At 50.1% G+C, this 23,093-nt stretch carries 20 protein-coding genes and 1 pseudogene; 3 read left to right on the forward strand and 18 right to left on the reverse strand.

The genetic code is table 11. From position 1 onward, the window contains the following. Window positions 1-106 precede the first annotated feature (106 nt). The 8 genes and pseudogenes from BLW68_RS21550 to BLW68_RS05715 form a co-directional block, all read right to left on the reverse strand. Window positions 107-727, reverse strand: a complete 621-nt coding sequence (locus tag BLW68_RS21550; protein WP_281246195.1) for a putative glycoside hydrolase — start codon at window positions 725-727, stop codon at window positions 107-109. Between the two features lie 24 nt (window positions 728-751). Then, window positions 752-1,201, reverse strand: a pseudogene (locus BLW68_RS21555) (glycoside hydrolase family 3 protein); the annotation flags it as partial. 18 nt (window positions 1,202-1,219) lie between these two features. Continuing rightward, complete coding sequence (locus tag BLW68_RS21370) at window positions 1,220-2,662, reverse strand: glycoside hydrolase family 3 protein (protein WP_245728277.1); 1,443 nt, start codon at window positions 2,660-2,662, stop codon at window positions 1,220-1,222. A 60-nt stretch (window positions 2,663-2,722) separates the two neighbouring features. Next, a complete protein-coding gene (locus BLW68_RS05695) occupies window positions 2,723-3,502 on the reverse strand; it encodes a family 16 glycosylhydrolase (RefSeq protein ID WP_092791170.1) in 780 nt (259 codons plus the stop codon). A 68-nt stretch (window positions 3,503-3,570) separates the two neighbouring features. Next, window positions 3,571-6,273: a TonB-dependent receptor gene (locus BLW68_RS05700; protein ID WP_245728278.1), complete on the reverse strand. Its 2,703-nt coding sequence runs from the start codon at window positions 6,271-6,273 to the stop codon at window positions 3,571-3,573. Between the two features lie 243 nt (window positions 6,274-6,516). Then, a complete protein-coding gene (locus BLW68_RS05705) occupies window positions 6,517-8,421 on the reverse strand; it encodes an acetyl-CoA hydrolase/transferase C-terminal domain-containing protein (protein ID WP_092791172.1) in 1,905 nt (634 codons plus the stop codon). Window positions 8,422-8,601: 180 nt separating this feature from the next. Then, a complete protein-coding gene (locus BLW68_RS05710; RefSeq protein WP_092791174.1) occupies window positions 8,602-9,138 on the reverse strand; it encodes a nuclear transport factor 2 family protein in 537 nt (178 codons plus the stop codon). 115 nt (window positions 9,139-9,253) lie between these two features. Continuing rightward, complete coding sequence (locus BLW68_RS05715) at window positions 9,254-10,429, reverse strand: MFS transporter (protein ID WP_092791481.1); 1,176 nt, start codon at window positions 10,427-10,429, stop codon at window positions 9,254-9,256. A 98-nt stretch (window positions 10,430-10,527) separates the two neighbouring features. Here BLW68_RS05715 and BLW68_RS05720 point away from each other — a divergent pair, with 98 nt between their 5' ends. Beyond that, complete coding sequence (locus tag BLW68_RS05720) at window positions 10,528-11,478, forward strand: LysR family transcriptional regulator (protein WP_092791176.1); 951 nt, start codon at window positions 10,528-10,530, stop codon at window positions 11,476-11,478. A gap of 31 nt (window positions 11,479-11,509) precedes the next feature. On the opposite strand, the gene BLW68_RS05725 is transcribed toward BLW68_RS05720, so the two are convergent. The 3 genes from BLW68_RS05725 to BLW68_RS05735 are packed head-to-tail and all read right to left on the reverse strand — an operon-like array spanning window position 11,510 to window position 16,439. Then, window positions 11,510-12,634, reverse strand: a complete 1,125-nt coding sequence (locus tag BLW68_RS05725; RefSeq protein ID WP_092791178.1) for an ABC transporter permease — start codon at window positions 12,632-12,634, stop codon at window positions 11,510-11,512. A gap of 2 nt (window positions 12,635-12,636) precedes the next feature. Next, window positions 12,637-15,381, reverse strand: coding sequence for a ribosome-associated ATPase/putative transporter RbbA (gene rbbA / locus BLW68_RS05730; protein ID WP_092791180.1), 2,745 nt, complete (start codon window positions 15,379-15,381; stop codon window positions 12,637-12,639). Then, the gene (locus tag BLW68_RS05735; protein ID WP_092791182.1) at window positions 15,378-16,439 is read right to left on the reverse strand and encodes an HlyD family secretion protein; all 1,062 of its coding nucleotides are present in this window, start codon (window positions 16,437-16,439) and stop codon (window positions 15,378-15,380) included. Before BLW68_RS05735 ends, rbbA begins: the two co-directional genes overlap by 4 nt. A gap of 231 nt (window positions 16,440-16,670) precedes the next feature. Between BLW68_RS05735 and BLW68_RS05740 the strand changes: the two genes are divergently transcribed. Further along, window positions 16,671-17,693, forward strand: a complete 1,023-nt coding sequence (locus BLW68_RS05740) for an Lnb N-terminal periplasmic domain-containing protein (protein WP_092791184.1) — start codon at window positions 16,671-16,673, stop codon at window positions 17,691-17,693. Between the two features lie 59 nt (window positions 17,694-17,752). On the opposite strand, the gene BLW68_RS05745 is transcribed toward BLW68_RS05740, so the two are convergent. The 3 genes from BLW68_RS05745 to BLW68_RS05760 form a co-directional block, all read right to left on the reverse strand. Continuing rightward, window positions 17,753-19,285: a bifunctional GNAT family N-acetyltransferase/carbon-nitrogen hydrolase family protein gene (locus BLW68_RS05745; protein ID WP_092791187.1), complete on the reverse strand. Its 1,533-nt coding sequence runs from the start codon at window positions 19,283-19,285 to the stop codon at window positions 17,753-17,755. Window positions 19,286-19,679: 394 nt separating this feature from the next. Then, window positions 19,680-19,859 carry a type II toxin-antitoxin system RelE/ParE family toxin gene (locus BLW68_RS21240; protein WP_218141311.1) on the reverse strand — a complete coding sequence of 60 codons (180 nt, stop codon included), beginning with the start codon at window positions 19,857-19,859 and terminating at the stop codon, window positions 19,680-19,682. Window positions 19,860-20,155: 296 nt separating this feature from the next. Beyond that, the gene (locus tag BLW68_RS05760; RefSeq protein WP_092791189.1) at window positions 20,156-20,752 is read right to left on the reverse strand and encodes a LysE/ArgO family amino acid transporter; all 597 of its coding nucleotides are present in this window, start codon (window positions 20,750-20,752) and stop codon (window positions 20,156-20,158) included. A gap of 96 nt (window positions 20,753-20,848) precedes the next feature. Between BLW68_RS05760 and BLW68_RS05765 the strand changes: the two genes are divergently transcribed. Beyond that, on the forward strand, window positions 20,849-21,721 hold the full coding sequence (locus tag BLW68_RS05765; protein ID WP_092791191.1) for a LysR family transcriptional regulator ArgP: 873 nt from the start codon (window positions 20,849-20,851) through the stop codon (window positions 21,719-21,721). A 27-nt stretch (window positions 21,722-21,748) separates the two neighbouring features. Here the strand turns inward: BLW68_RS05765 and BLW68_RS05770 are convergent, their stop codons facing one another. The 4 genes from BLW68_RS05770 to BLW68_RS05785 all read right to left on the reverse strand — a co-directional run bounded on the left by BLW68_RS05770 (window position 21,749) and on the right by BLW68_RS05785 (window position 23,086). Then, window positions 21,749-22,030, reverse strand: a complete 282-nt coding sequence (locus BLW68_RS05770; RefSeq protein ID WP_092791192.1) for a type II toxin-antitoxin system RelE/ParE family toxin — start codon at window positions 22,028-22,030, stop codon at window positions 21,749-21,751. After that, window positions 22,027-22,299 carry a CopG family ribbon-helix-helix protein gene (locus BLW68_RS05775; protein WP_092791194.1) on the reverse strand — a complete coding sequence of 91 codons (273 nt, stop codon included), beginning with the start codon at window positions 22,297-22,299 and terminating at the stop codon, window positions 22,027-22,029. Before BLW68_RS05775 ends, BLW68_RS05770 begins: the two co-directional genes overlap by 4 nt. Window positions 22,300-22,415: 116 nt before the next feature. After that, entirely contained in the window at window positions 22,416-22,751 is a 336-nt protein-coding gene (locus BLW68_RS05780) for an antibiotic biosynthesis monooxygenase family protein (protein ID WP_092791196.1), read from the reverse strand. Beyond that, window positions 22,748-23,086, reverse strand: a complete 339-nt coding sequence (locus BLW68_RS05785) for an NIPSNAP family protein (protein ID WP_092791198.1) — start codon at window positions 23,084-23,086, stop codon at window positions 22,748-22,750. Before BLW68_RS05785 ends, BLW68_RS05780 begins: the two co-directional genes overlap by 4 nt. Window positions 23,087-23,093: the final 7 nt, after the last annotated feature.

Raw genomic sequence — 23,093 nt, forward strand, 5'->3', positions numbered from 1 at the left:
GTTACTTTCACTTCACTATCACTTAGTTCAGGATCACTTCACTGCCTTAGGCTTAGCGCTAAATATTGTGCCGTGCCTGTTATTACCAGGCACGATATCACCCTGATTACTGCGCGCAGTCAAGTACCTGTGTTGCTTCGGTAACGGCAGTCACCAGCGCTATATCTGCCAGGGCCAGGCTAAACGGCTGTGTTGTGCTTAACCGCATGGCATCTTCTGCTACTTGCGGTGCCCTGGCACCTTCGCAGTACAGCGGCAAAGCGATAGTATGCCATTGGCCACGGCTAAGGCCAGATAAAAGCGGCAGCAGCGATTCTGAGCGCAGGCATGATGACTGCTGACACATCAGCGCTATGCTGACATCTGCAGAGGGTGTTTGATCAAGGCGGATACTCATCTGCATAAATTTACTGTCTGCAAGCGCGGATAATGGCTGCGGCGCGGTGTATTTCAGGCTGGCTGTTGCGCTGGTACTGGCATTGCCACCCTCAGTTTGCCAGACAAACTTACGGCCATCTTCCTGATAGGCTAAGTTAACGGACTGCATCGATAAACTTTTACCATCGCCACTCACCGCTGACGACGTATTAACCGTTTTTTGCCCTGTTGTGCTGTCTGATAATGCCCACGCCAAACCGTCGGCCAGGTTTCTGACAAACAACGGCAGCTGTTCGCCGCTGTGTTGTTTTGGCGCTGCGCGGGTCACTTCTGAAAGTTGCGCCAGCATAGTCTTGTCGGCATAGGTAAGGCCGTAGCCATAAGCAAACAACGGCTCATACTGCGCATCTTTGACATTAAGCAGGTATTGATCATCATACTTCGGCCAGGAAAAGCTAAGCTTGCCGCTAAAGTCATGCTGGATGTTGCCTTTGCTATCTCTCAGTAACACATCGGCAATACCCTGCCCTTCCGAGCCGGGTAACCAGGCTGCGACAAAAGCATCAGAAGCGTTCAGTTCTTTATTTACCCACAGCGGCCGGCCGCTTAGAAACACTGTTACCACAGGAATATTCTGCTGCTTTAAGCGTTGCAGCAGCGCTAAATCGCGCTTATTGCCATGCTGATATTCCAGCAACTGAATATCGCCAAACCATTCTGCATAGGGCTCTTCGCCAATAACCACTATGGCCACATCTGGCTTGCTGCTGTATTTGCCGTCTTCGCTGAGTTCTACCGTACCACCGGCGGCTTCAATTTGCTGGCGTAAGCCGGCATAAACTTACGTAGCGTTAGGAAAATCAGCATTAGTGTTATCTGTACCCTGCCAGGACACACTCCAGCCACCGGCTTGCTTGGCAATATTGTCGGCGCCGTCACCGGCAATCAGTACCCGGCTTTTTGGCGAAACAGGCAGAATATTATTATTGTTTTTCAGCAGTACCAGCGATTTTCTTACCGCTTCCCGGGCCAGTTCACGATGTGCAGGCGCATTAAACCACTCTGGCTTTAACGATTCCGGCCGGCTTGAGGGTTTGCCACGCGTAAATACGCCCCAGCGTATTTTGGCACGCAAAAACCGCCGTACTGCATCATCAAGCCTTGCGGTTGTAATAACACCGTCTTTTACCTGTTGCACGGTGTTGTGGTAAAAGGCTTCAAAGTGCTCGGGCACCATCATTACGTCTACGCCGGCATTAAAGGCCGCGGCGCATTGCTCTAAATCGCAGCCATCAACAAATTTATGCGCGTTCCAGTCACTTATAACAAAGCCGTCAAAGCCCATTTGCTGTTTTAATACTTCGGTCAGCAGGTAGTGATCACCATGCACCCGCTTGCCGTTCCAGCTGTTAAATGACGCCATCACCGACTGCACCCCGGCGCTGATAGCAGTGTAGTAACCGGCAGCATGGATATCACGCAGGCTTTGCTCATCGGCCAGCGTATCTCCACGGTCAAGGCCGTTTTCGGTACCGCCATCGCCGATAAAATGCTTGGCGGTGGCAATACGGTGATAAAAGCTTAAAAAATCAGCGCCAATTTCGCCTTGTACCCCGGTTACCATCGGCGCGGCATAGGCAGCGACAACTTCAGGATCTTCGGAATAACTCTCATAGGTGCGGCCCCAGCGATCATCTCTTACCACCGCAACGGTAGGTGCAAACATCCACTCGATACCGGTTGCCGCCACTTCTTTGGCGGTAGCGCGGCCAATGCGGTGGATTAAATCCGCATCTCTGGCGGCTCCCAGGCCAATATTGTGCGGAAACAGCGTGGCACCAAACACATTGCTGTGGCCATGCATCGCATCAGTGCCCCAGATGGTTGGAATGCTGCTGCCATCTTTGCTGCTATCAACCGAGGCGGCATACATTTCATCGGCATACTTAAGCCAGGTTTTGGCATCCGCCTGCTTCTGGCCATAGGGGGCAGTGTTGCCACCATTAAGATAAGAGCCAAAGCCGTATTTGCGCATTTGCTCAACACTCAGATAGCCAATTTCCGGCTGAACAATTTGCGCCACCTTCTGCGCTATGCTCATGTTTGCCAGCAAGGCATCCAGCTGTTGCTCGGTTGCCGCATCGGTTTTTAACGCCGTGTCAGCCTTTGGCCAGCTAACTTTAGCTGTATCTGCTGCTGTATCTGCAGAGAGCCCGCTTAGCGGAAACAGTAACGAGCCTAGAAAAAAGGTTTTGCGAAGCGCTGCATCTGATAGTGAAAACATAACGGGTTCCTTCGTCTGCACAGACCACGCAATAAAATTGCCACGGCAGACACTTGCTGTTTAATGGGGAATATATTCAATGAAGTCGTAATAGGCCCAGGCGTTGCCGCCAAAATACTGGCCGGGAAAGTAAAAGCCGTCTTGCGAGTTGTCACCGTGCCAGTGGTTAAGCATAATTTTGGTATTATCTACCGGCCAGGCATAGGCCGGTATTTCATCAGCGGCCAGATAACCATCGCCATTATCTTTATAAACCGTCCGGATAGTTTGCTCATTACCCGCCGCATCAAATACATACCAGCGTATTTGAGTTTCACTCCAGTCAAAGCCGATGGTCAGCAGATTTTGCTGAATATTCAGCCCATACTGGCCAAGATCAATATCCAGCTCCCAGCTTTGATAAGTGCCGCCTTGTGGCTGATAAATCACGTTGGTGTGCACCACATTGCCAAGCGAGGGTAGAAATTCAATATCAATTTCCTGCCAGGCCCGGCCGGGCGCATCCCACCATGAGGTATAGGTAAAGATAGACGCCACGGTGCCGGGGGTATTGCCGGTTCTCAGCGAGCCCTGCACTTTGCCATAGCGATAACTGCTGCGGCTTTGCAGCTCTGCGCAACTGCCCTGGCTTAGTGCCAGCGTAATACCATGCGAGCTTGGTGAAATCATGCCGGGGGTGAAGGTACAACCAAAAGGCGAGCCGTTATTACCACTTCTGGCTGACCAGATACTGCTGTTAAAGCCCCAGCTGAAATCATCTTTAAAGTACTCTGCCTGCACAGTAGCCGTGCTGCAAAGCCAGGTTGCCACAAATATGACGGGCTTAAGTTTGCTGTTCATAGTTGATGTCCTGTCGGTACACAAGATATTGCGCCCAAGCCATATAGCAGACTGCTTTGGGCGCGCGGTTAGCAGTTACATAGTTTAGAAATTAAAACCTGCTCTGATACCGTAGTAACGTGGCATGCCAAAGCTGCCTTTGTTAAAGCCTTTGCTGGTGTTATTCCAGTACTGCACCATTTCATCGGTGGCATTATTAACAAACACTTCGGCGTACCAGCCTGGCTTTGCGGTTCATATTTTAATGAGGCATTAACCATGGTATAGGCGTCACGTTTATCGGTAATGTAGTGCGCAGCTTCATCGCTTACGGCGAAGTTCATATCATCCAGATGCTTATCCAGGTTCCAGATGGTGGTGTAGGATTTATCTTTCCAGCTTAAATTAAACCAGCTATGCACATAGCCAAAACGGCCTAAATCAAAGCTGTGGGTATAGCTGACATTAGCGGTAAACCGGGGCGTCATCGCCAGATCATTGCCTTTGAGATTGGCTGTCAGCAGGGTATTTTCCGGATCGATTGATTCCTCATAGGACAAATTAAACAAGTATTCAGGATCGTAATCCCACTTAGTGAGCCAGTCTTTTGTCACACGGGCGTGGGTCCAGGTAGCATAGCCAGTGATACGGCCATTCTGGTATGGCTTCCAGTCGAATTCAAACTCAATACCCTTAATGGTTGAGCCCGGCACGTTTTGCGTATAGTAGGCAATGACCGGCTGGTTCTGATAATCCAACACCGGCATGCCGTTTTCATCCAGAATAGGCGCGCCATTTTCGTCTTCAACCGGCGATAAACGCTCAACATTACCAATTGAGCCGACAGAGGCATACTGCATATCGGTATAGTCGGTATAGAAAAATGCCGCTTGCAGGTTCAGTGAATTATTCAGGAAACTTGATTTAGCACCCAGCTCTAACGTCAGCACTTTTTCCGGGTCAAACTGGGTTTCAAAGCGGTTAACCTCACCGGTTCTGTCGTTCACCACTTCAAACACATCACCAATACCACCAGCTTTAAAGCCTGATGCCAGATAGCTGTACAGCATGGTGTCCTGGCTCAGGTTATAATCCAGGCCAATTCTGAAGTCATGATTACGCCACTGGCCTTTATTGTCATTGGCAAAGAAAGACGCATACAGCGCCGGGTCGTTAAAATAATCTACCGGCAACTGGTTAAGTGCAGTACGATTGAACCAGCCCGGCGCACAACCATCGGCATTCGAGCAGCGATAAGTACGGCCACCCTTATCCTGCTTGGTTTCATGACTGTAACGGTAACCAAAGGTGGCGTGTAAGTCATCGGTAATATTGTAGGTGGCCTGGCCAAACAGCGCATAAGCTTTGGTAGAACGGTCCGGCTGATCCCAAAATGCTTTGTCATCCATCGGGTTGTCGTAATAGCCCAATGTCGTCGTTTTTTCATAGAAGTAATTCACGCCGGTTATCCAAACCAGATCGCCAAATTCGTCAGACTGCAGCTGAATTTCTGTCGAGTAAGATGTCGCACCGGTACCTTTGAGGAAATAGATGGCGCCATCCCAGGGATCAAGGCCGGTTTCACTGTCCTGGGCGGATGATCTGTCCATGTCCTCATAGCCCACTTGCCATACCAGGCTTAATTCATCACTAAGGCTGTAGTTCAATGTATTGCGCAGATAAGTAATATCCAGGTTCAGCTCACCCGGTACGTTAACCACCGCCTGATAGGTATTATCGCTGGGTAAAAACGATGAGCAATCGCCGCCATATTCGTCAGGCCTGCCGCGCAGCTGGTCGCAGTTAACCAAATCCAGCGTGCCGGCACTGTTGTTCACATATTGCTGAAACACGGTATGGTTGCTAAACAGCCCGTGTGCCGGTTGCCACAGCGTGCTGATGCGAAACGAGTGCTCATTGGCATTATTATAAAAGTCTTTCTTGCCGGCCGGGGTAAGCGCCCGCACCCGCTGTGCCTCCGGGTCAGTACCGGCACCGTCTATCCACCAGTTTTCCCGCTGTGTTACGGTAGAGCCAATGCCCTGGTAAGAGTCTTCAGAAATCACCGGCGCGTTCAGTACGTCTTCGCTAAGGCGGCGTGTGTCATACTGGTTTGGGTCCCAGTAGCCTTCGAGGTAAGAGTCGCGTTTTAGCCCTTTTGCCGCAACACGCACAGCAAACTCATCACTTAGCGGGATATTGAGAAAACCGCCGAGGTTTTTGCTGTTAAATCTGCCTGCTTCGGCATTAATGTTACCGGCAAAACCGCTAACATCAGGCTTGGCTGAAATAACATTGATACTGCCAACGGTAGAGTTACGGCCAAACAAGGTGCCCTGAGGCCCGCGCAGCGCTTCTACCCGCTCTACATCGTACATCAATGCCAGCGCACCCTGCATCCGCGGCGAGTAAATGCCGTCCAGGTGCACGCCAACGGCAGGATCACCCAGCTCGGTAATATTGGTAGAGCGTACACCCCGCATAGAAATAACCGGCGCCGCCTGATCGGTCGCCGTTGAGATATCCAGACCCGGCACTAAATCGGCGATATCTTTTACGTTATTAACCCCGCTTTGCCGCAGCTGCGCTTCACTTAACGCGGATATAGCAACAGGCGTTTCCATCAACCGGGTTTTACGCTTGGTGGCAGTAACCGAAATCACTTCGATTGCAGTATCGTTTTTTGCTGCTTGTTTTGCTGCATCCTCCGCTGCTGGCGCAGTTTCCTGCGCGGCCAGCGGTAATGAAAAAGCCATCATGATGGCCATGGTTATAGTATTAAGCTTTTGCATGTCTTATCCTCCCCGGATGTACTTAGTTTTTTGCAGGCACAACTACCCTGCTGTTGTTATTTTTTTAAGCACTCTAGTCTGGTCATCCAAGCGAAGGCTATATCATTTCGGTAAAGCGAACCGCTGGTAATACAACCCGATATTTCTGTTATGGGAGGGAGTGATTCCAGGCCGTCAGGGCACAGCAACAAATTCAAAAAAAACGCCCCTCATTGAGGAGCGTTTTGTTATTTATTACCCAATCTATGTCAGGGCCCAGCGTAACAGGCGGGCATATATCCATTGTCGCGGCCCGCTTGGCTCTGCCAACCCCATGCGGGACAATGCTTCAGGTGCATCAGGGCCAGCGCGCAACAGCGCAACCAGCGCTTGTAATTTTGACTGTTTCAGTCGCCGCAGGCGCTGCAACGCCACCACCAGCTGTTGTTCCAGCTCAGTAAAATCACTGCCAAAAGGGTAACGGGGTAAATGGCCCGTTAAGCGCAGCGCATCTAAACGGGCCTCAAGGCTTGCAGGGGTATTTGCCGACGCAGCAGAGGGAATAGTCCAGCTCGCATCCAGTTTGCCGGCGGCCACCGCCTTCTTTGTTAGTTTTTGCTGGAAACGGCTATCACTGATACAAATCAGGGCTTTTATGCATTCCTCGTCCGTTGCGCCACGTAAATCGGCAATACCGTATTCTGTCACCACAATATCGCGCAGATGGCGCGGTATAGTGCAGTGCGGATATTCCCAGACAATGCTGGATGTGGTCTTGCCACCACTTTGGCGGGTACTGCGCAGCATCAGGATCGAGCGACCATCCCGCATGGCATGCGCCATGGCGACAAAGTTGTATTGCCCGCCTACACCGGAGACCAGCTGATGGTCTTTCAGGCCATCAGACGTGGCCGCGCCGGTTAAACTCACCATCATACAGGTGTTGATAAAGCGGGCTTTTTGCCGCTGTAATTTCTCCAGTGCCGGGTTGCCACCATATAACTGGTTGATCCGGCCAACCGAGCTCATCCTGAAACGGGGCCATTCTGCTTCAGTCAATTGGCGTAACCAGCGGTAAAAATCATCCGAGCCGAGAAAAAATGCCGCGTCTAACAAAGCGCCACTGCCTTCAATACCGGCTTGCTCACCGATGCGCCCGGCATTGGCCAGGCTCTGCAAGTATTCCTCGTCGAATACTTCGCGCTTGAGGATCCCGGCCTGATACAAATGCATAAAACCATCGAGAAACATTTCACTGGCGCCATACAGCCCGGCGTCAAAGCTGTCATAGCCGCCAATAGCATCAATCAGCGCCTGGCCGGGTAAGGCCCGGTTAAAATAGCCGCGATAGGCATGGTTGTTTTGCTGGCGCTGGATCAAGCTATACACCAGAGCATCACTGAGTGAGCCAATGCCGATTTGCAGCGTACCGTCGTCGGCCACCAGCGCACTGGCGTTCATTCCGACACAATAATCCTGGGGCGTTACCGGGCTGCGGGGCAGCGCAAACAGCGGTTGCTGCGGATCATCGTTGATGATTTGGTGAAAAAAATCTTCGCCCACCAGCGCATCGCCGGCCATAAACGGCAAGTCCGGGTGCACCTGTGCCAGTATCAGGCACTTTCTGTCAGGACGATGACGCAGTTCTTCTGCCAGATCCAACGTAACATCCGGGTTGCTGCTCAAACTGTACTGCCAGCCTGATCCGCCCGCCCGCCGAGCGACCAGTTGTAAAATCAGATTCACCCCGCGGTCGGCCAGATCCCGCGCTACATGGGTGTAGTTGCTGGACACATAGTTGCGCTGAGCATCTGTATTACCCAGCATGCTTCCCGACTGAAAATAAAATTCGGTAACGGTAATATTGGCCGGTAGCTGTTGTGATGCCAGCGCATCGGCATAGGCCAGCCGCGGATAGTCTTCACCAAAATGACGTTTGACAAAGGGCTGCAAAAAACGCTGTTCCAGTTCACTGCCGGGTTTAGGCGGATTAAGCGACAGCGCGGTGAAGATATCCAGCCGGATACTAGTGTCCTGGCAAGCCCTGTGGTAAAACGCATTGATCAAGCGGTTAGGTTTGCCCAGGCCCAGCGGTAGGCCCAGCACCACATGCTTACCAATTTGCGCTAAGACCTGATCAACAATATCGGCATAATCACTATTGCTCATTGCTGTAACTTATCTCCGTGTTCTGTACCATCGCATTACTGCACTGTACTACATTGATCAAAAGATTGATTGATTGATCAAAAGATTGATTGACCAAAAGATTGCGTTGCGCCAAAGGTTGGGTTAGCCCAAAGCGTCAATAACCAGACACTACCAAACATTAGCAGACAATATTCCCACTTAGGGATGCTGTTGATTGCTCCCTTGTGTATATCCTTGTTTATCAAGCGGAATACGATTAATAACAGCGTCATATTGGGTTAAATCGAGAAAGGCAATAACTTCAGTTGCACGTAGATCCTGCATGCGGAAAATCCAGACAAAACTGTTGTTATAAGGCGCCCCGTCAGCGGCAACCCCTGCTCCATCCCAGTAAACAACAACGTCATTACCATCTGCCCAGATGTCGTTCACTGTTGGCTTAACAAACGAAGAAAGACGTGCCGCGAATGGCGCTACTGCCTGCTTAATAAATACATCGCGGCCCCGGTAAGTGCCTGCTGCCGGGCTCGTTCCCTTGATAGTCCAAACCACGTCGGGTGACAGCACATCCTGAAAAAATGTTCCACCGCCTGCAGTCCACTGCTGGAATGCCTGCGCAATAAATTGTTTATTACGTTCAGTTGTTTCAGCCTCTGGCTTGGCTAAGGCAAAATCACTGTTCGCCAAAGCCAAAACCAATGCCGCGGTGGTAATAAAATGCCTTGCTATTGTCATATCGGTTACTCCCCTTTCTGAATATGTTTGTGTTCAGACCATAATTTGGCTCAGGGAGAACCGATAGCGATAGCATAAAAGTCTTAAGTTATTGCATGATTATCCGGGCTGGCTTTTACTGCCGTAACGGTAAGTGCTGTACCCGCTGCAGGCGACCACGCCTGAACAGTAACACCATGATAAGCCCCACAATAGCAGTCCCGGCACCCGCCAAAGGCACCGAGCTCAAGCTAAAGCCGGTATTGATCATCACAGCGCCAAGCATTGCACCTAAGGCATTACCCAGATTAAACGCGCCTATATTCATAGCCGAGGCTAAACTGGGTGCCTCTTTCGCCTCTTGTACTACTAAAGACTGTAATGGCGGCACCAGAGCAAAACTGGCTATGCCCCATAAAAAGATTAACGGCGCAACAATCATCTTCGATGATAGGGTTACAGCAAAAACCACTAATAGCAGCGCTACGGCGATTAAAGAAAACACCAGGGTTAAATCCAGCGAGCGATCGGCGAAGCGGCCGCCAAGATAATTACCAAACGACAGCCCGACACCGTACAAAACCAGCATCGCAGTAACAAAAACAGTCGAAGCCTGAGTTTCATCCTGCAAAATTGGCACTATGTAGGTAAACACGGTGAACATGGCACTTGAGCTGACAACAGTTAATAACAGTGCGACAAGCACCGGCCCTTTAGTGAGTACCCGCAGTTCATCCCGCACATTCGCCTTGCGCTCATTAACAAGAGGCGGTAATGACATTCGCAGTGCAATCATAGTAATGACACCAATCACTGCCATGGCAAAAAAAGCCGGCCGCCAGCCAATCACTTCACCAATATAAGCCGCCAACGGCACGCCGCCTATGGTGGCAATAGTCAGCCCGGAAAACATTGCAGCCACTGCGCCTGCACGTTTTTCTGGTGGTACCACACTCATAGCGACAATAGCGCCCACACCAAAAAAAGCGCCGTGATTAAACGAGGTAATAATACGCCCCAGCAATAACACGTTGTAACTGTCGGCCATTGCCGATACCAGATTACCTATTGTGAAAATTGCCATCGACAACAGTAGCAAGTTGCGCCGGCCCATATTGGCAAACACTAAGGTCATAAAAGGCGCGCCAACCAGCACACCAAAAGCATAGGCACTGATTAACATGCCGGCGGTAGGAATAGAAACGGCTAAATCATTGGCAATAACAGGTAACATACCCATTGGGGAAAATTCCGTCACACCAATGCCAAAAGCGCCAAGCGCCAGTGCAAGCAAAGGAATATTGATTTTCATATAAACTCTCGTTAATTTGTGATGCAAGAGAATATAACCAATGGCAAACTGCTGAAAAAGTAGCACTGGATATATTCAGTTTTGCGTTGGAGTCACAAATGAGTCACGGAAAAACCGACAGAACAGCTGAAATGGAAACCTTTTTATCCGTGGCATGTACCGGTAGTTTAAGTGCAGCTGCCCGGGAACTGGAGCTTACCCCTTCCGCAGTCAGCCGCATTATGACCCGGCTGGAAAAACGCCTGGGTGTCAGGCTAATTGTCCGTAGTACCCGCCGTTTGCGCTTGACCAGCGAAGGTGAATCTTATGCGCTTGCCGCCCGGCGGATCCTGAAAGATTTAGACGATACAGAAACAATGCTCGCCAACCGCGGCAGCCCAAGTGGCAATATTAAAGTCAGTACTGCAACAGCACACAGCCGTCTGACAATAGTGCCGTTAATGAAAGAATTTCTGCTGCGCTACCCTGACATCACCCTTGAAATAGATGTGTCAGATCAAATCCGCGATGTCAGTGCAGGCCATGTCGATGTTGCTATCCGCTTTGGTCATCTGGCAGATACCGGCCTGCATGCCCGGCGTCTTGGCGAAACCGGCAGAGTTGTGGTGGCTTCACCTGAATATCTGGCAAGCGCAGGCATACCGCAAATACCGGCTGATTTAGCCCAGCATAATTGCTTAGACTTCAGTTTTCGCCGCTTAGAGCCAGGTTGGCCGTTTCGTGAAAATGGCCAGGATTTTATGTTAGCCGTAACCGGTAATGTTATTGCAAACAATGGCGAAACTCTGGTTGAACTGGCGCTGCAAGGTATGGGCATTACCCGTGTCGGCAGTTTTCATGTACAGCAAGCGCTGGCAAGTGGCCAACTGGTGCCTTTGCTGGAAGAATACAACCCGCAAGACCGTGAAGCCATTCATGCGGTGTTTATTGGTGGTAAAAATACCCCGGCCAGAATACGGGTATTTGTTGATTATTTAGTTGAAAAGATGCTGAATACTCCCCTCAACAGAGACAAAGCAACTGGCATTCACACCGCTGACAAACAATAAGGCAGGCACTATCCACCCCATAATTATACTGCTACATAGCACTTAATGATTTTCTGAACCGTTGCAGTGAAAAACTAAACAGCAGAGTACCAATCAGCAGCAGAGCCAGCATCTGCGGCCAAACCACACTCAGCCCCGCCCCACGGTACAAAATAGCCTGAGAAGCTGATACAAAGTGCGTATTAGGCGCGGCCAGCATAATAGTTTGAATAAGGTCGGGCATACTTTCTCTGGGTGTCATACCGCCGGATAACAATTGCAGCGGTAATAACACCAGAATAAGCAGTAAACCAAATTGCGGCATAGAGCGTGCAACTGTCGCCAAAAAAATGCCCATAGAGGTAGTGGCAAACAGCTGCAAAGCTGTGCAGAACAAAAACAGCAACACAGAACCTTCCACCGGCACAGCCAGCACAATTTTAATCATTACCATTAAAGAAAACGCTGTAGCCACCAGCACCACCAGCCCCATAGACAGAATTTTCGATAACATAATCTCCCCTGGCGTAACCGGCATCACCAGTAAATGTTCGATAGTGCCATGTTCACGTTCACGGATAAGAGCCGCCCCCGTCAGGATAATGGAAATCATGGTGACACCGTTGACAACTTCCATTAAGGAACCAAACCAACTGGCGGTTAAGTTGGGGTTAAAGCTGGCTCTAAGCACTAAATCCACCGGCAAACTGGTATTCAAACGTTGCCTTTGGCTGAACTCACTGATTTCGCTGCTGACAATTTGCTCTATATAACCACTGCCACTAAAAGCCTGGCTGATGCGCGTAGCATCGACACTCAGCTGTACTTTGGGCGAGCGCCCTGCCAGGGTATCCTGCTCAAAAGCGGGCGGAATATTCAGCACAAAACTGTAGACTCCGGCATCCAAAGCCGCATCCACGTCCGACAAATTAATCAGCTGGGGTGGCATAAAATAAGGCAGATAAAAAGCGGAGATGATGCGGCTGGATAAGCCGGATTGATCTTCATCCACCACAGCTATCGGTGCTTTATGTAAAGTTTCAGGCATAGAAGTGCCTGCTATATAAATGCTGGCGCTAAAGGAATATAAAATCAGCAGCAACATCATAGGGTCGCGCCACAGGCTCCAGAGCTCTTTTACACCCAACCGATACACATTCGCCAGTTTATGCTGCATGCTTAACGCTCCTGTTTTTTCAGCAACAGCGCTGAAGCCAAAATAATTACAGGTACTGCTAATGCCATGTGCAGCAAAGCCGGGTAAATATCAGACAGCTGCAAAGCTTTACTGAACACGCCCCTGCTGATGGTCAGAAAAAAGCTGGCTGGATGAATTTCACCAATAACGCGGCCCGCCCCTTCCAAAGCTGACACCGGCGTAATCATGCCGGCAAACTGTACTGCGGGAATAATGGTGCCAAGTACTGACACTAAAATGGCCGCAATCTGACTTTTGGTAAAAGTAGAAGCAAATAAACCAAAGCCGGTGGAAAACAACACAAACACCAAAGCACTTAAACTTAAAGCCCAAAAACTGCCAGTCAACGGCACGTTAAACAAGGTGATAGCAGTAACTAACATCAGTAAAAAGTTAATAAAAGCCAAAGCTATATAAGGCAGCTGTTTACCCAGTAAAAACTCCAGCCGGCTAACGGGAGTAACATACAAATTAATAATGGAGCCCAGTTCTTTTTCCCGCACTACTGACAAGGCAGTTAATACAGCGGGGATCATCAGCAACAGCAAAGGGATCACAGCGGGCACCATCGCAACCAGACTTTTTACATCAGGGTTATAACGAAAACGCGTTTCTACAGCTGAACTAAGCTTACTGGCATCGGTGCCCAGGGTTTCAGCCGCCTGTATTCTGAGCCAGTGCAAGTGCATGCCCTGTACATAACCTTTGATAGTTTCAGCACGGTTTGGCATAGACCCATCCACCCAGGCAGCAACAGACACCTGCTGTCCACGCGATAAATCCCGGCCAAAACCATGCGGAATTTCTATCGCAAGGCTGATGTCACCACTGCGCATACGCTGGTCAATCTCGTGCTGGCTCTTTAAGGGCGGTTTTTCTATAAAGTAACGGGAACCGGATAAGTTCAGCACGTAGTTCTGGCTTAAGATTGACTGGTCCTGATCCAGGACGGCAAAGGTGAGATCTTCTACATCCATGGTAATGCCGTAACCAATAAACAACATCAGTACCAGGCTGCCCAGCAGTGCCAACGCAGAGCGGATAGGGTCGCGCCGCAGCTCCAGGCTTTCCCGCTGGGTAAAGCTCCAGAGTCGCTGCCAGCTAAAACCTTTTTTAACCGGCTCTGCGGTTTTTGCCGAGGCTAAATGAATCTCGCCCTCCGTACTGTTATCTCTGGCACCAGCCAGCTCGAGATAACGAATAAAAGCCTGCTCCAGATTATCTGCCTGCTGATTGGCAACAATTTGCGCCGGAGTATCACTGACCAGCACTTTGCCTGCATGCATCAACGAGATACGATCACAACGTTCGGCTTCATTCATAAAGTGGGTAGAGATAAAAATAGTCACCTGGTCCTGCCTGGCCAGGTCAATCATCAGCTGCCAGAAGTTGTCGCGGGCTATAGGGTCCACCCCAGAAGTCGGCTCATCCAGAATAAGCAGCTCAGGCTGATGCACCATAGCCACAGCCAGTGATAAACGCTGTCGCATGCCAAGCGGCAAATTATCCGGCAATAAGCCGGACACCTGCTGTAAACCAAAACGTTGGGCCATTTCAGCGACACGAGCGTTAATCTGCTCTGCTGGCACATGAAATAACCGGGCGTGCAGTTCAAGGTTTTGCTGCACTGTCAGTTCAGAGTACAACGAAAAGGCCTGCGACATATAACCCACTCTTTTGCGGGTGGAAATATCGTCCGGGTTTAACGTCTGGCCAAATAACAAAGCCCGGCCTGCCGTAGCGGGCAGCAAGCCGGTCAGCATTTTCATAGTGGTAGATTTGCCACAACCATTGGAGCCGAGAAAACCAAAAATCTCGCCTTTTTTAATCTGAAAACTGACGTTATCTACCGCTTTAAAATCACCAAACACCATGCTTAAGCCAGCGGCCTCGATGGCTATGCTATTGTCGCCATCCACCAAAGGTGGCACTACAACAGCCTGGTAACCTTGTTTGGCCGATTCTGGTAGCAACTGAATAAAAGCCGCTTCCAGAGCCTGGGTTTTGGTCTGTTGATGTAATTCGGCCGGACTACCACTGGCTAAAACCTTGCCTGCATTCATCGCTATCAGCCAGTCAAAATGTTCAGCTTCGTCCATATAGGCCGTGGCAACTATCACGCTCATTTGCGGCGAGTTTTGGCGTATCTTTTGTATTAATTGCCAGAACTGACTACGCGCCAGCGGGTCAACACCCGTGGTCGGTTCGTCGAGGATCAAAAGTTTAGGATCGTGAATTAAAGCGCAGCATAAGCCCAGTTTTTGCTTCATACCACCGGATAACTTACCGGCTGGCCGCTGCAAAAATTTATACAAGCCTGTGGCTTTGGTTAGCTCGTCAATACGGCGACGCCGCTCTGCAGTTTTATGGCCAAATAAATGGGCGAAAAACTGCAGGTTTTCTTCCACCGACAAGGTCAGATAAAGGTTTTTACCTAACCCCTGGGGCATATAAGCAATATCGGCGCACACTGCATCGCGGTGGCTACTACTGGCCATATCACCGCTCAGCACCTGCACTGTGCCTTGCTGAATAACACGGGCCCCGGACAATAAAGACAATAAGCTGGACTTACCCACCCCATCAGGCCCGATTAACCCCACCATCACACCGGCAGGAATTGCCAAAGAAATACCATCCAGCGCTTTGGTTTTACCGTAGCTAAGTTGCACCTGTTGTAACCGTGCCACTGTTGCTGGCTCTTTTGCTACAAGCTCGCAAGTCACTGCACCAGCTCCGGTAAAAAGTCTGGCCAGGGTTGGCTGCTATCCAGGCGCAGATAAGCTACGCCCGGCAAACCGGTTTTCACTTTAGTTTTATGCTTGAGCAGCAGTTCAGGGTTAATTCTAGCTTTAACTCTGAACATCAGCTTTTCACGTTCACTGGCAGTTTCTACAGTTTTGGGCGTGAATTGCGCCACATCAGCTACATAAGACACTTCTGCCGGTATAGACACACTCGGCACTGCATCCAACACCACCCGTACTTCACTGCCCACTTCAATCCGGCCTGCTAAAGCTGAAGGCAGAAAGAAGGTCATATGTACATCTGTAACATCAATAAGGCTTAACACTTTGCCACCTGCAGCAACAATTTCGCCGGTCTGGGCTATGCGGTATTGAATACGGCCCGATCGCGGCGCTTTTAGTTGATTGTCGGTCAACTCGGACTGCACCCGCGCTACAGTAGCGCGGGCGGCATCCACTGCAGACGCCGCTGAATTAATTTGCGCTTGGGCCGAAGCAATACCGGCCACAGCAGCGTCGATCTGAGCTTTGGCCGAACTGACGGCAGTTTTGGCACTGGTGACTAAAGTATCGTTATCTTCGGCTAACTGCTTAGACACAGAACCTGTTTCAGCCAGAGTACCGGTACGGTTGGCTCGGCTTCTGGCTGCGACCAGCTCAGCATTACGCTGGATTAATAACGCTTCTAGCGCGGCCTTTTCACTTTTGCGTTGCAATAACTGACTTTCTGCCGTCACGGTGGCACTTTGCGCCTGACGCAATTGGGCCTCAGCCTGATGCCACTGTGCCACCAGAGAGTCAGATTCTACTGTGGCAACCAACTGGCCAGCTTCAACAAAATCCCCTTCATCCACCAACAGCTCTTTAATTCGACCCGCAGTTTTGCTGGCAACAGCAATTTCAGTGGCTTCAATGCGGCCATTACTTTTCAGCAAATTCTCTGTTTCATCGCCTGTAAAATTCAGGTAATACAACACCAGAGCAACACTAAAGGCCCCTGCGGCCAGCAGTACTTTTGTTTGTATTCCAGTCATCATCTGTTTTACCTTAGAACTTGTTATTTAAACTGGCCTGTAATTGCAATAAAGCCATGTTTGCTGCATAAGCTACAACATCACTCTACGCCACTTTATGACTAACTTCTTTGATTCAAACCAAGTTCAAGCCAGCTTTAAGCCGTCAACGCCAGTAACCGAACCGGCAATAACAATTCGTTGCCCGTTACACCCGCGATGGTTAACATGATAGCTGGCCGACGGAGACAATGTATGCAGTGGAAACAAACAGTAACGGGGTTATTAATACTCGTGGCGACAGCCTGGGGTTGCCTGGCATTATGGTTTCAGCAACCCCAGCAGTTTAGCGCTCTGGGTGTGGTAGTACTGGCCGTATGGAGCCTGCTGGGTGCGATTTCTGCTTTTACTCTTTTATGGCGTTATCAAGCACGCTACCGCCGCAGTTTACTTGGCGCTTATATGCTGTCGGCGGCGCTGTTACTGCTCTGGTGGCACAACATTGCTCCTTCGCACAACCGGGATTGGGCTGATGATGTTGCTTATTTGCTGCAACCCGAAATACAGGGCGATCAGGTTACGCTGCACAATGTACGTAATTTCGAATGGCGTACTGAAACTGATTACACACCTAACTGGGAAACCCGCAGTTACGACTTAAACCAGCTGGTTTCTGCCGATTTGGTTCTCTCCTACTGGATGGGTCCGCATATTGCGCATACGCTGGTTTCATTCGGTTTTGCCGATGGCCAGCAACTTGTATTTTCGCTGGAGATACGTAAAGAACGCCATGAGTCTTTTTCGGCCATCGGTGGCTTTTTTCGCCAATTTGAGCAAGTGCTCATCGCCGCAGACGAACGGGACCTTATCCGCACCCGTAGTAATGCACGCGGTGAGGACGTCTATCTGTATAGTCTGGCCATTCCACCGGAGCAACTGCGCACGCTGTTTCTGGGCTATTTACAGACCGCTGAGGCACTGCGCACCACACCCGACTTCTACAATACCTTAACCAGCAACTGCACAACGATAGTGTTTGATTTAGCCCGCCACATAGCACCGGGGATCCCGCTGGACTACCGTCTGGTGTTATCAGGCCACTTTGCCGAATATGCTTACGATTTAGGCGCACTGGTGCCCCAGTATAGCTATACGCAATTACAGGAGCTGGGTTACATAAATGCCCGCGCCAAAGACAGTGATACCCATGATAAGCACGACTTTTCCCGCATCATCCGCATGGGAGTGCCGGGGGCGTCTGTGAAGAACACCCCATGAGCTCAGCCTGACGTTTTGGTTTATAACCGCTTACCTCAATACCTAACCGGCAGATAACGTTATTTCTGTAATGGCTTTACCAGCGATAGCTGGTATACATCATGACGCCGGTCTTTCATCGTATGCACACTGCCATGGCTGTGCAGCTCTTTGAGTAAGTCGATATTTACATCTACTATCAACAGCATTTCTGAATTAGGTGTAGCTTCAGCTTTAATACCGGTGGTAGGAAACGCAAAGTCTGACGGGGTAAACAATGCCGACTGCGCGTATTGAATATCCATATTATTTACCCGCGCCAGGTTACCTACGGCACCGGCAATGGCGACATAACATTCGTTTTCAATAGCACGCGCCATAGCACAGTGGCGTACCCGGGTATAACCGTTTTGCGTATCGGTTAAAAACGGCACAAACAAAATGTTCATGCCCTGATCGGATAACAAGCGGGCATATTCCGGAAATTCCACATCGTAGCAAATCATAATGCCGATTTTGCCGCAGTCGGTATCAAATACCTCAACCTTATTGCCGCCGGTCATCGCCCAGTTACGCTTTTCTGCCGGGGTAACATGCACTTTGTCGTACTGCTCCCAGGTGCCGTCGCGGCGACATAAAAAGCCACTGTTATACAACTTGCCATCCACCAGATACGGCATGCTGCCGGTAATAATGTTGATGTTGTAAGCAATAGCGAACTCAACAAATTTATCGCGGATGGCTTCAGTATATTTCGCCAACTGGCGGATACTTTCGGTTACGCTTAAATGGTTGTAATGCGCCATTAACGGCGCAGCAAACAGCTCGGGAAACAGAATAAAATCGCTTTTGTAATCCGACACCGCATCAACAAAAAACTCCATCTGTTCAAATAACTGCTCAATGCCGGCCATGCTGCGCATTTGCCACTGCACCAAGCCTAGCCGCACTTCCGCTTTGGGCGCATTAATCAGTTTTACTGATTTGGTGTAGTAAATATTGGCCCACTCCAGCAAGGTGGCATATTCCTGTGATTCGACATCGCCGCGCAAATAGCCTTTCAGTAACTTGCGCACGTGAAAGCCATTGGCCAGCTGAAAACTTAACACCGGGTCGTGTACTTCTTTACCTTTAACCTTCTCAATATATTGTTTGGCGCTTAGCGTATCTGCGTGCTGGTTATAGTTCGGCATGCGCCCGCCTGCCATAATGGCGCGTAAATTCAGGTTTTCGCACAGCTCTTTACGGGCATCGTATAAACGGCGTGCCAGGCGCAAACCACGATAATCGGGGTGAATAAATACCTCTATGCCGTACAACACATCGCCATTAGGATCATGATTTTTAAAAGAATAGCCGGTAACAATCTGCTCGTAGGTGTGCTCATCACTAAATTTGCTGTAATCGATAATAAGTGAAAAAGCACAGCCGACAACTTTGCCGTCGACACACACACAAAGCTGGCCATCAGGGAATTTAGTCAGCAGTGTATCTACTACCGGCTCTGTCCAGCTTAGTAAGGGGCCAGCCTGATAAACCTGCTCGGATGCTTCACGCAGCTCCGTCATATCCTCACGGGTAAGGTGACGCACTTCAACATGATTGGCTTCCATAAGCTCTCCTGTAATTACTGTGTTGTATTAAGGGTAACACAACCTGATGCAACACGGTTGTATTCACAGCCAGGGTCAGCTGCAGCAGCTACTGCAACCCGAACTTGCAACTATGCCTAAAGCCGCTTAGCGACAGCTCGGTCAGTAATCAGTTACAGGTAAGCATCAGCGGCTTTAATTCAGGCCCCCCACCCGGCAGAAACCTTGGTGCAGCTAACATTGGCAGGTCGGCGTTAGTTTGCCGGCTTTAAGATAAACGCACTATGCCTAGTCTGGAAAATAGCGTTCAATATCCAAAGCACCGTGAAAAACGCCGAGTATGTCGATTTGAGTTGGGCGAGCTAAATACGCTATGCGGCACTATGCGGTCGTGGCCATAAAACAGGATACGGATCTAACCTTCTGCTTCTTTACGATAGAAATAGCCAATCTGAGGGAACTGGCGGAGAATTTGTGACTTGGCAAAAATATCTGTTACCACTTTCAGTGCAGCAAGCGGATTATCAGCTGCAATATAGTCGTAAATATCGCGCATCCAGTGCTGCGCTTCTGAAGTCCAGTTTATTTCGACCATGAACGTATTTGTTGTTCCATAACCATATTGGAGACTACCTGCCCCTCCCGGACATCTTTCAGGCCGCGCTAAACCATATGTTCAAATGCTAACTCGCGCAAAATCTCTTCATAACTGGCATCATCCGGTTGGGATTGAACAATCTCAGTTATCTTTACTTTCACATCAGACATCTTGCTCTCCAACTTTCTTGCCCGGATCTGAACGATATAAGCCACAACCCCGGCTGGATAATGTTTCAATTAAGGTAAAGCATAGCGTAATTTAACCGGATACTGTACGCAACCAACATTCCATCACTGCAGCGCCAGGTTAAGCGCGATACCACTCAGCAACAGGGCAATGCCACCATCAAACAACTGCCAACGGCGGGCTGAGTTTAGCCAGGTTTTCAGACTGGGCGCCATTGCCGTCAATGAGGAAAACCACACTAACGAGGCGATACAAGCGCCGGCCATAAACCACAGTGGTGTTGTTTGCTGATTCGCCACACCGCCAATTAAAAACACCGTATCCAGATACACATGCGGGTTTAATAAGGTAATGGCCAGTGCCGTTAGCGCCGTTTTGCTGTTACTCATCACCTGAGTAGTATTATCGGTTTGTAAGCCTTTACCGCCAGCCCAGGAGCGGCGGGCCGCTTGCCATGCCAGCCACAATAATAAGGCCACCCCCAACCAGGTAAGCAGCGGCACCAATGGCGGTACCCATTGCTGCATTTGCTGTACGGCAAATACGCCCAGCACAATCAGCAGGCAGTCGCAAAGTATACAGACGGCAGCAATCACCAGCCGGTTCGCCCCCGCCATGCTTTGGCTTAATACCCAGATATTTTGCGCGCCAATCGCGACAATTAAACTTAAACCCACACCAAACCCCAGTAAAAACGTCATGCTGTTTACCCTGTGCAGAAAAATCTGCTGCAGAACATACCCTTTCACACTACTATTAATCCAACAAATTATTTTACATATAGATGAATTGAATTAATGATTGATTACCGCTTATTACAGGCCCTGTCTGCCGTGGTAGAACAAGGTGGCTTTGAACGCGCAGCAAAACTACTGTGCCTGACGCAATCGGCGGTTAGCCACCGTATTAAGCAGCTTGAAGCCCTTGCCGGCCAGCCGGTATTGCTGCGCACTGCCCCGCCGGTGGCCACGCCCGCCGGGCAACGGCTGCTAAATCACTTACAGCAGGTACGGCAAATGGAAGCCACGCTGGGACTGGACGCCACCAGCGTGACGACGCTAAGACTGGCGGTCAATGCCGACTCGCTGGCGACCTGGCTGCCACAGGCACTGGTATTGCCGGATCACCCGCAGCTGTGTTTTGATTTTGTAGTGGAGGATCAGTCGGTTGGTTTAAAACGGATGAAACAGGGCGATGTGATGGCGTGTCTGTGTGCCAGCAGCCAGCCGGTAAATGGTGCTAAGGTGCAGGCATTGGGAGCCCTGCGTTACCGCGCTGTGGCCAGCCCGGACTTTATCCGCCGCTACAAGTTACAGCAGGATCTGCTGACACAACTGCCGCAGGCACCTTGCCTGGTGTTTAATCAGGATGATCAACTGCAGCATCAGTACCTGCAGCATATATGCGGTAAGCCGCCGCAAAAAACGCATTTATGCCCGTCGTCAGAAGGTTTTTTACGCGCCGCCCTGGCCGGGCTGGGTTTTGGCTTACTGCCGGAATTACAAATGCAGCCTTATCTGGAAAATAAGCAGCTGGTTGATTTAACGCCGGATTATCATCTGGATACCCCGCTGTACTGGCATTACTGGCAAAGCGAAAGCCCGTTAATGGCGCAGTTGCGCCAGCAAATTACTGCCATTGCCCGGCAACAACTGCATAGTGGAGGTTAAAGAAGATGGGCCGAATGTGGCTTATTGCTATCGCTCATTTTCCAGACTGTGCCATAGCCGTAAAATGATAATGGCGTTGCTATGCACTGAATAGCGCACCACATAATGACCAAACACCATATCACGCAAAGACTCCGGCACCGGTGCTATAGCAACCGGTACGCCTATGGCGGGAAAATCGGCTAACAGCTTAATTTTTGCCACCAGCTCAGCGGCAATCCGGCGCGCTGCAGCAGGGTTATGCTCTACAATAAACTGTCGCAGCCGCTTTAAATCTTCCACTGCTTCAATGGTGTAAACCAGTTTCACCTGGTTAGATCCGGTGCGTCCTGCTCGTGCTCTGTACCCCAGCTATCCAGCCAGCTGTGCACCTCAACTGCATCGACTACTTTACCGTCGGCTGCCGACGCCATTGCAGCCAGCGTTTGCTGCCAGCGAGCCTGCTCGCTGTGCTGTTTGGCAATATATTGCGCCAGCGCTTCGTTAATAACCCAACCTTTGCTGCGCTGCAGCTTGCTAGCAATGGCCTCCAGCTGTTGCTCTACTTCAGCTTGCAAGCGTACCGTGGTAACACTCATGGCAATACCCCTGACTAACTACAATGTATTACAGTATAGTCAGCCGAGCCAAAGCAGGCAATGTAACGCTTTAAACCAGCAAAGCGGTAATCATTGCCGATACGGTTAACCCGCCGTTATAACAAGACAGGCTGCGGAGCCTGTTGTCGATCGTTTAAGCCATAGTCACGCATCACAGTTGCGACGCGTAGCCGGTAGTGGGCAAACAAACCGCTGCGGCCCTGCTGCTGCGCTGCCTGATGCTGCAATTGTTGCCGCCAGGCTAGCACGGCTGCTTCGTCCCGCCAGAACGATAATGACAAATAACTGCCGGGGTTAGCCATGCTTTCAAAGCGCTCTACCGAGATAAAGCCTTCAATGCTGTTAAGTAGTGGGGCCAGCTCAGATGCCAGAGCAAAATAGCTGTTTTTACCCGCGCTGGTTGGGGTTACTTCAAATATCACCGCTATCATCCCGGCACCTGCACAGCTTGGTTAAAGGTTGCCGGCACCACGGTTAAAAATGTGCGTTGCTCCTGCAAAATAAACTGCTGCTGTTGCGCAAAAGCAAAGTTTTGCTGAGCGGCGCTGTCTTGTTTTAACCTCGCCCGATAGCTTTCATAGTCTGCCAGGCTGTTAAAACTGATTAAGCCAAATGCTCTGTCGTTACAACCCTCGTGCGGTAAAAAATAGCCCAACAGCTCGCCACCACAGGCCGGTATAATTTCTCCCCAGTTTTGCGCGTACCGGGCAAATAAATCCAGTTTAAACGGGTCAAGCCGGTATTCAATAAAACATGTTATGCTCATCAATATT

The organism is Rheinheimera pacifica (assembly GCF_900108485.1).
Lineage (GTDB): Bacteria > Pseudomonadota > Gammaproteobacteria > Enterobacterales > Alteromonadaceae > Alishewanella > Alishewanella pacifica.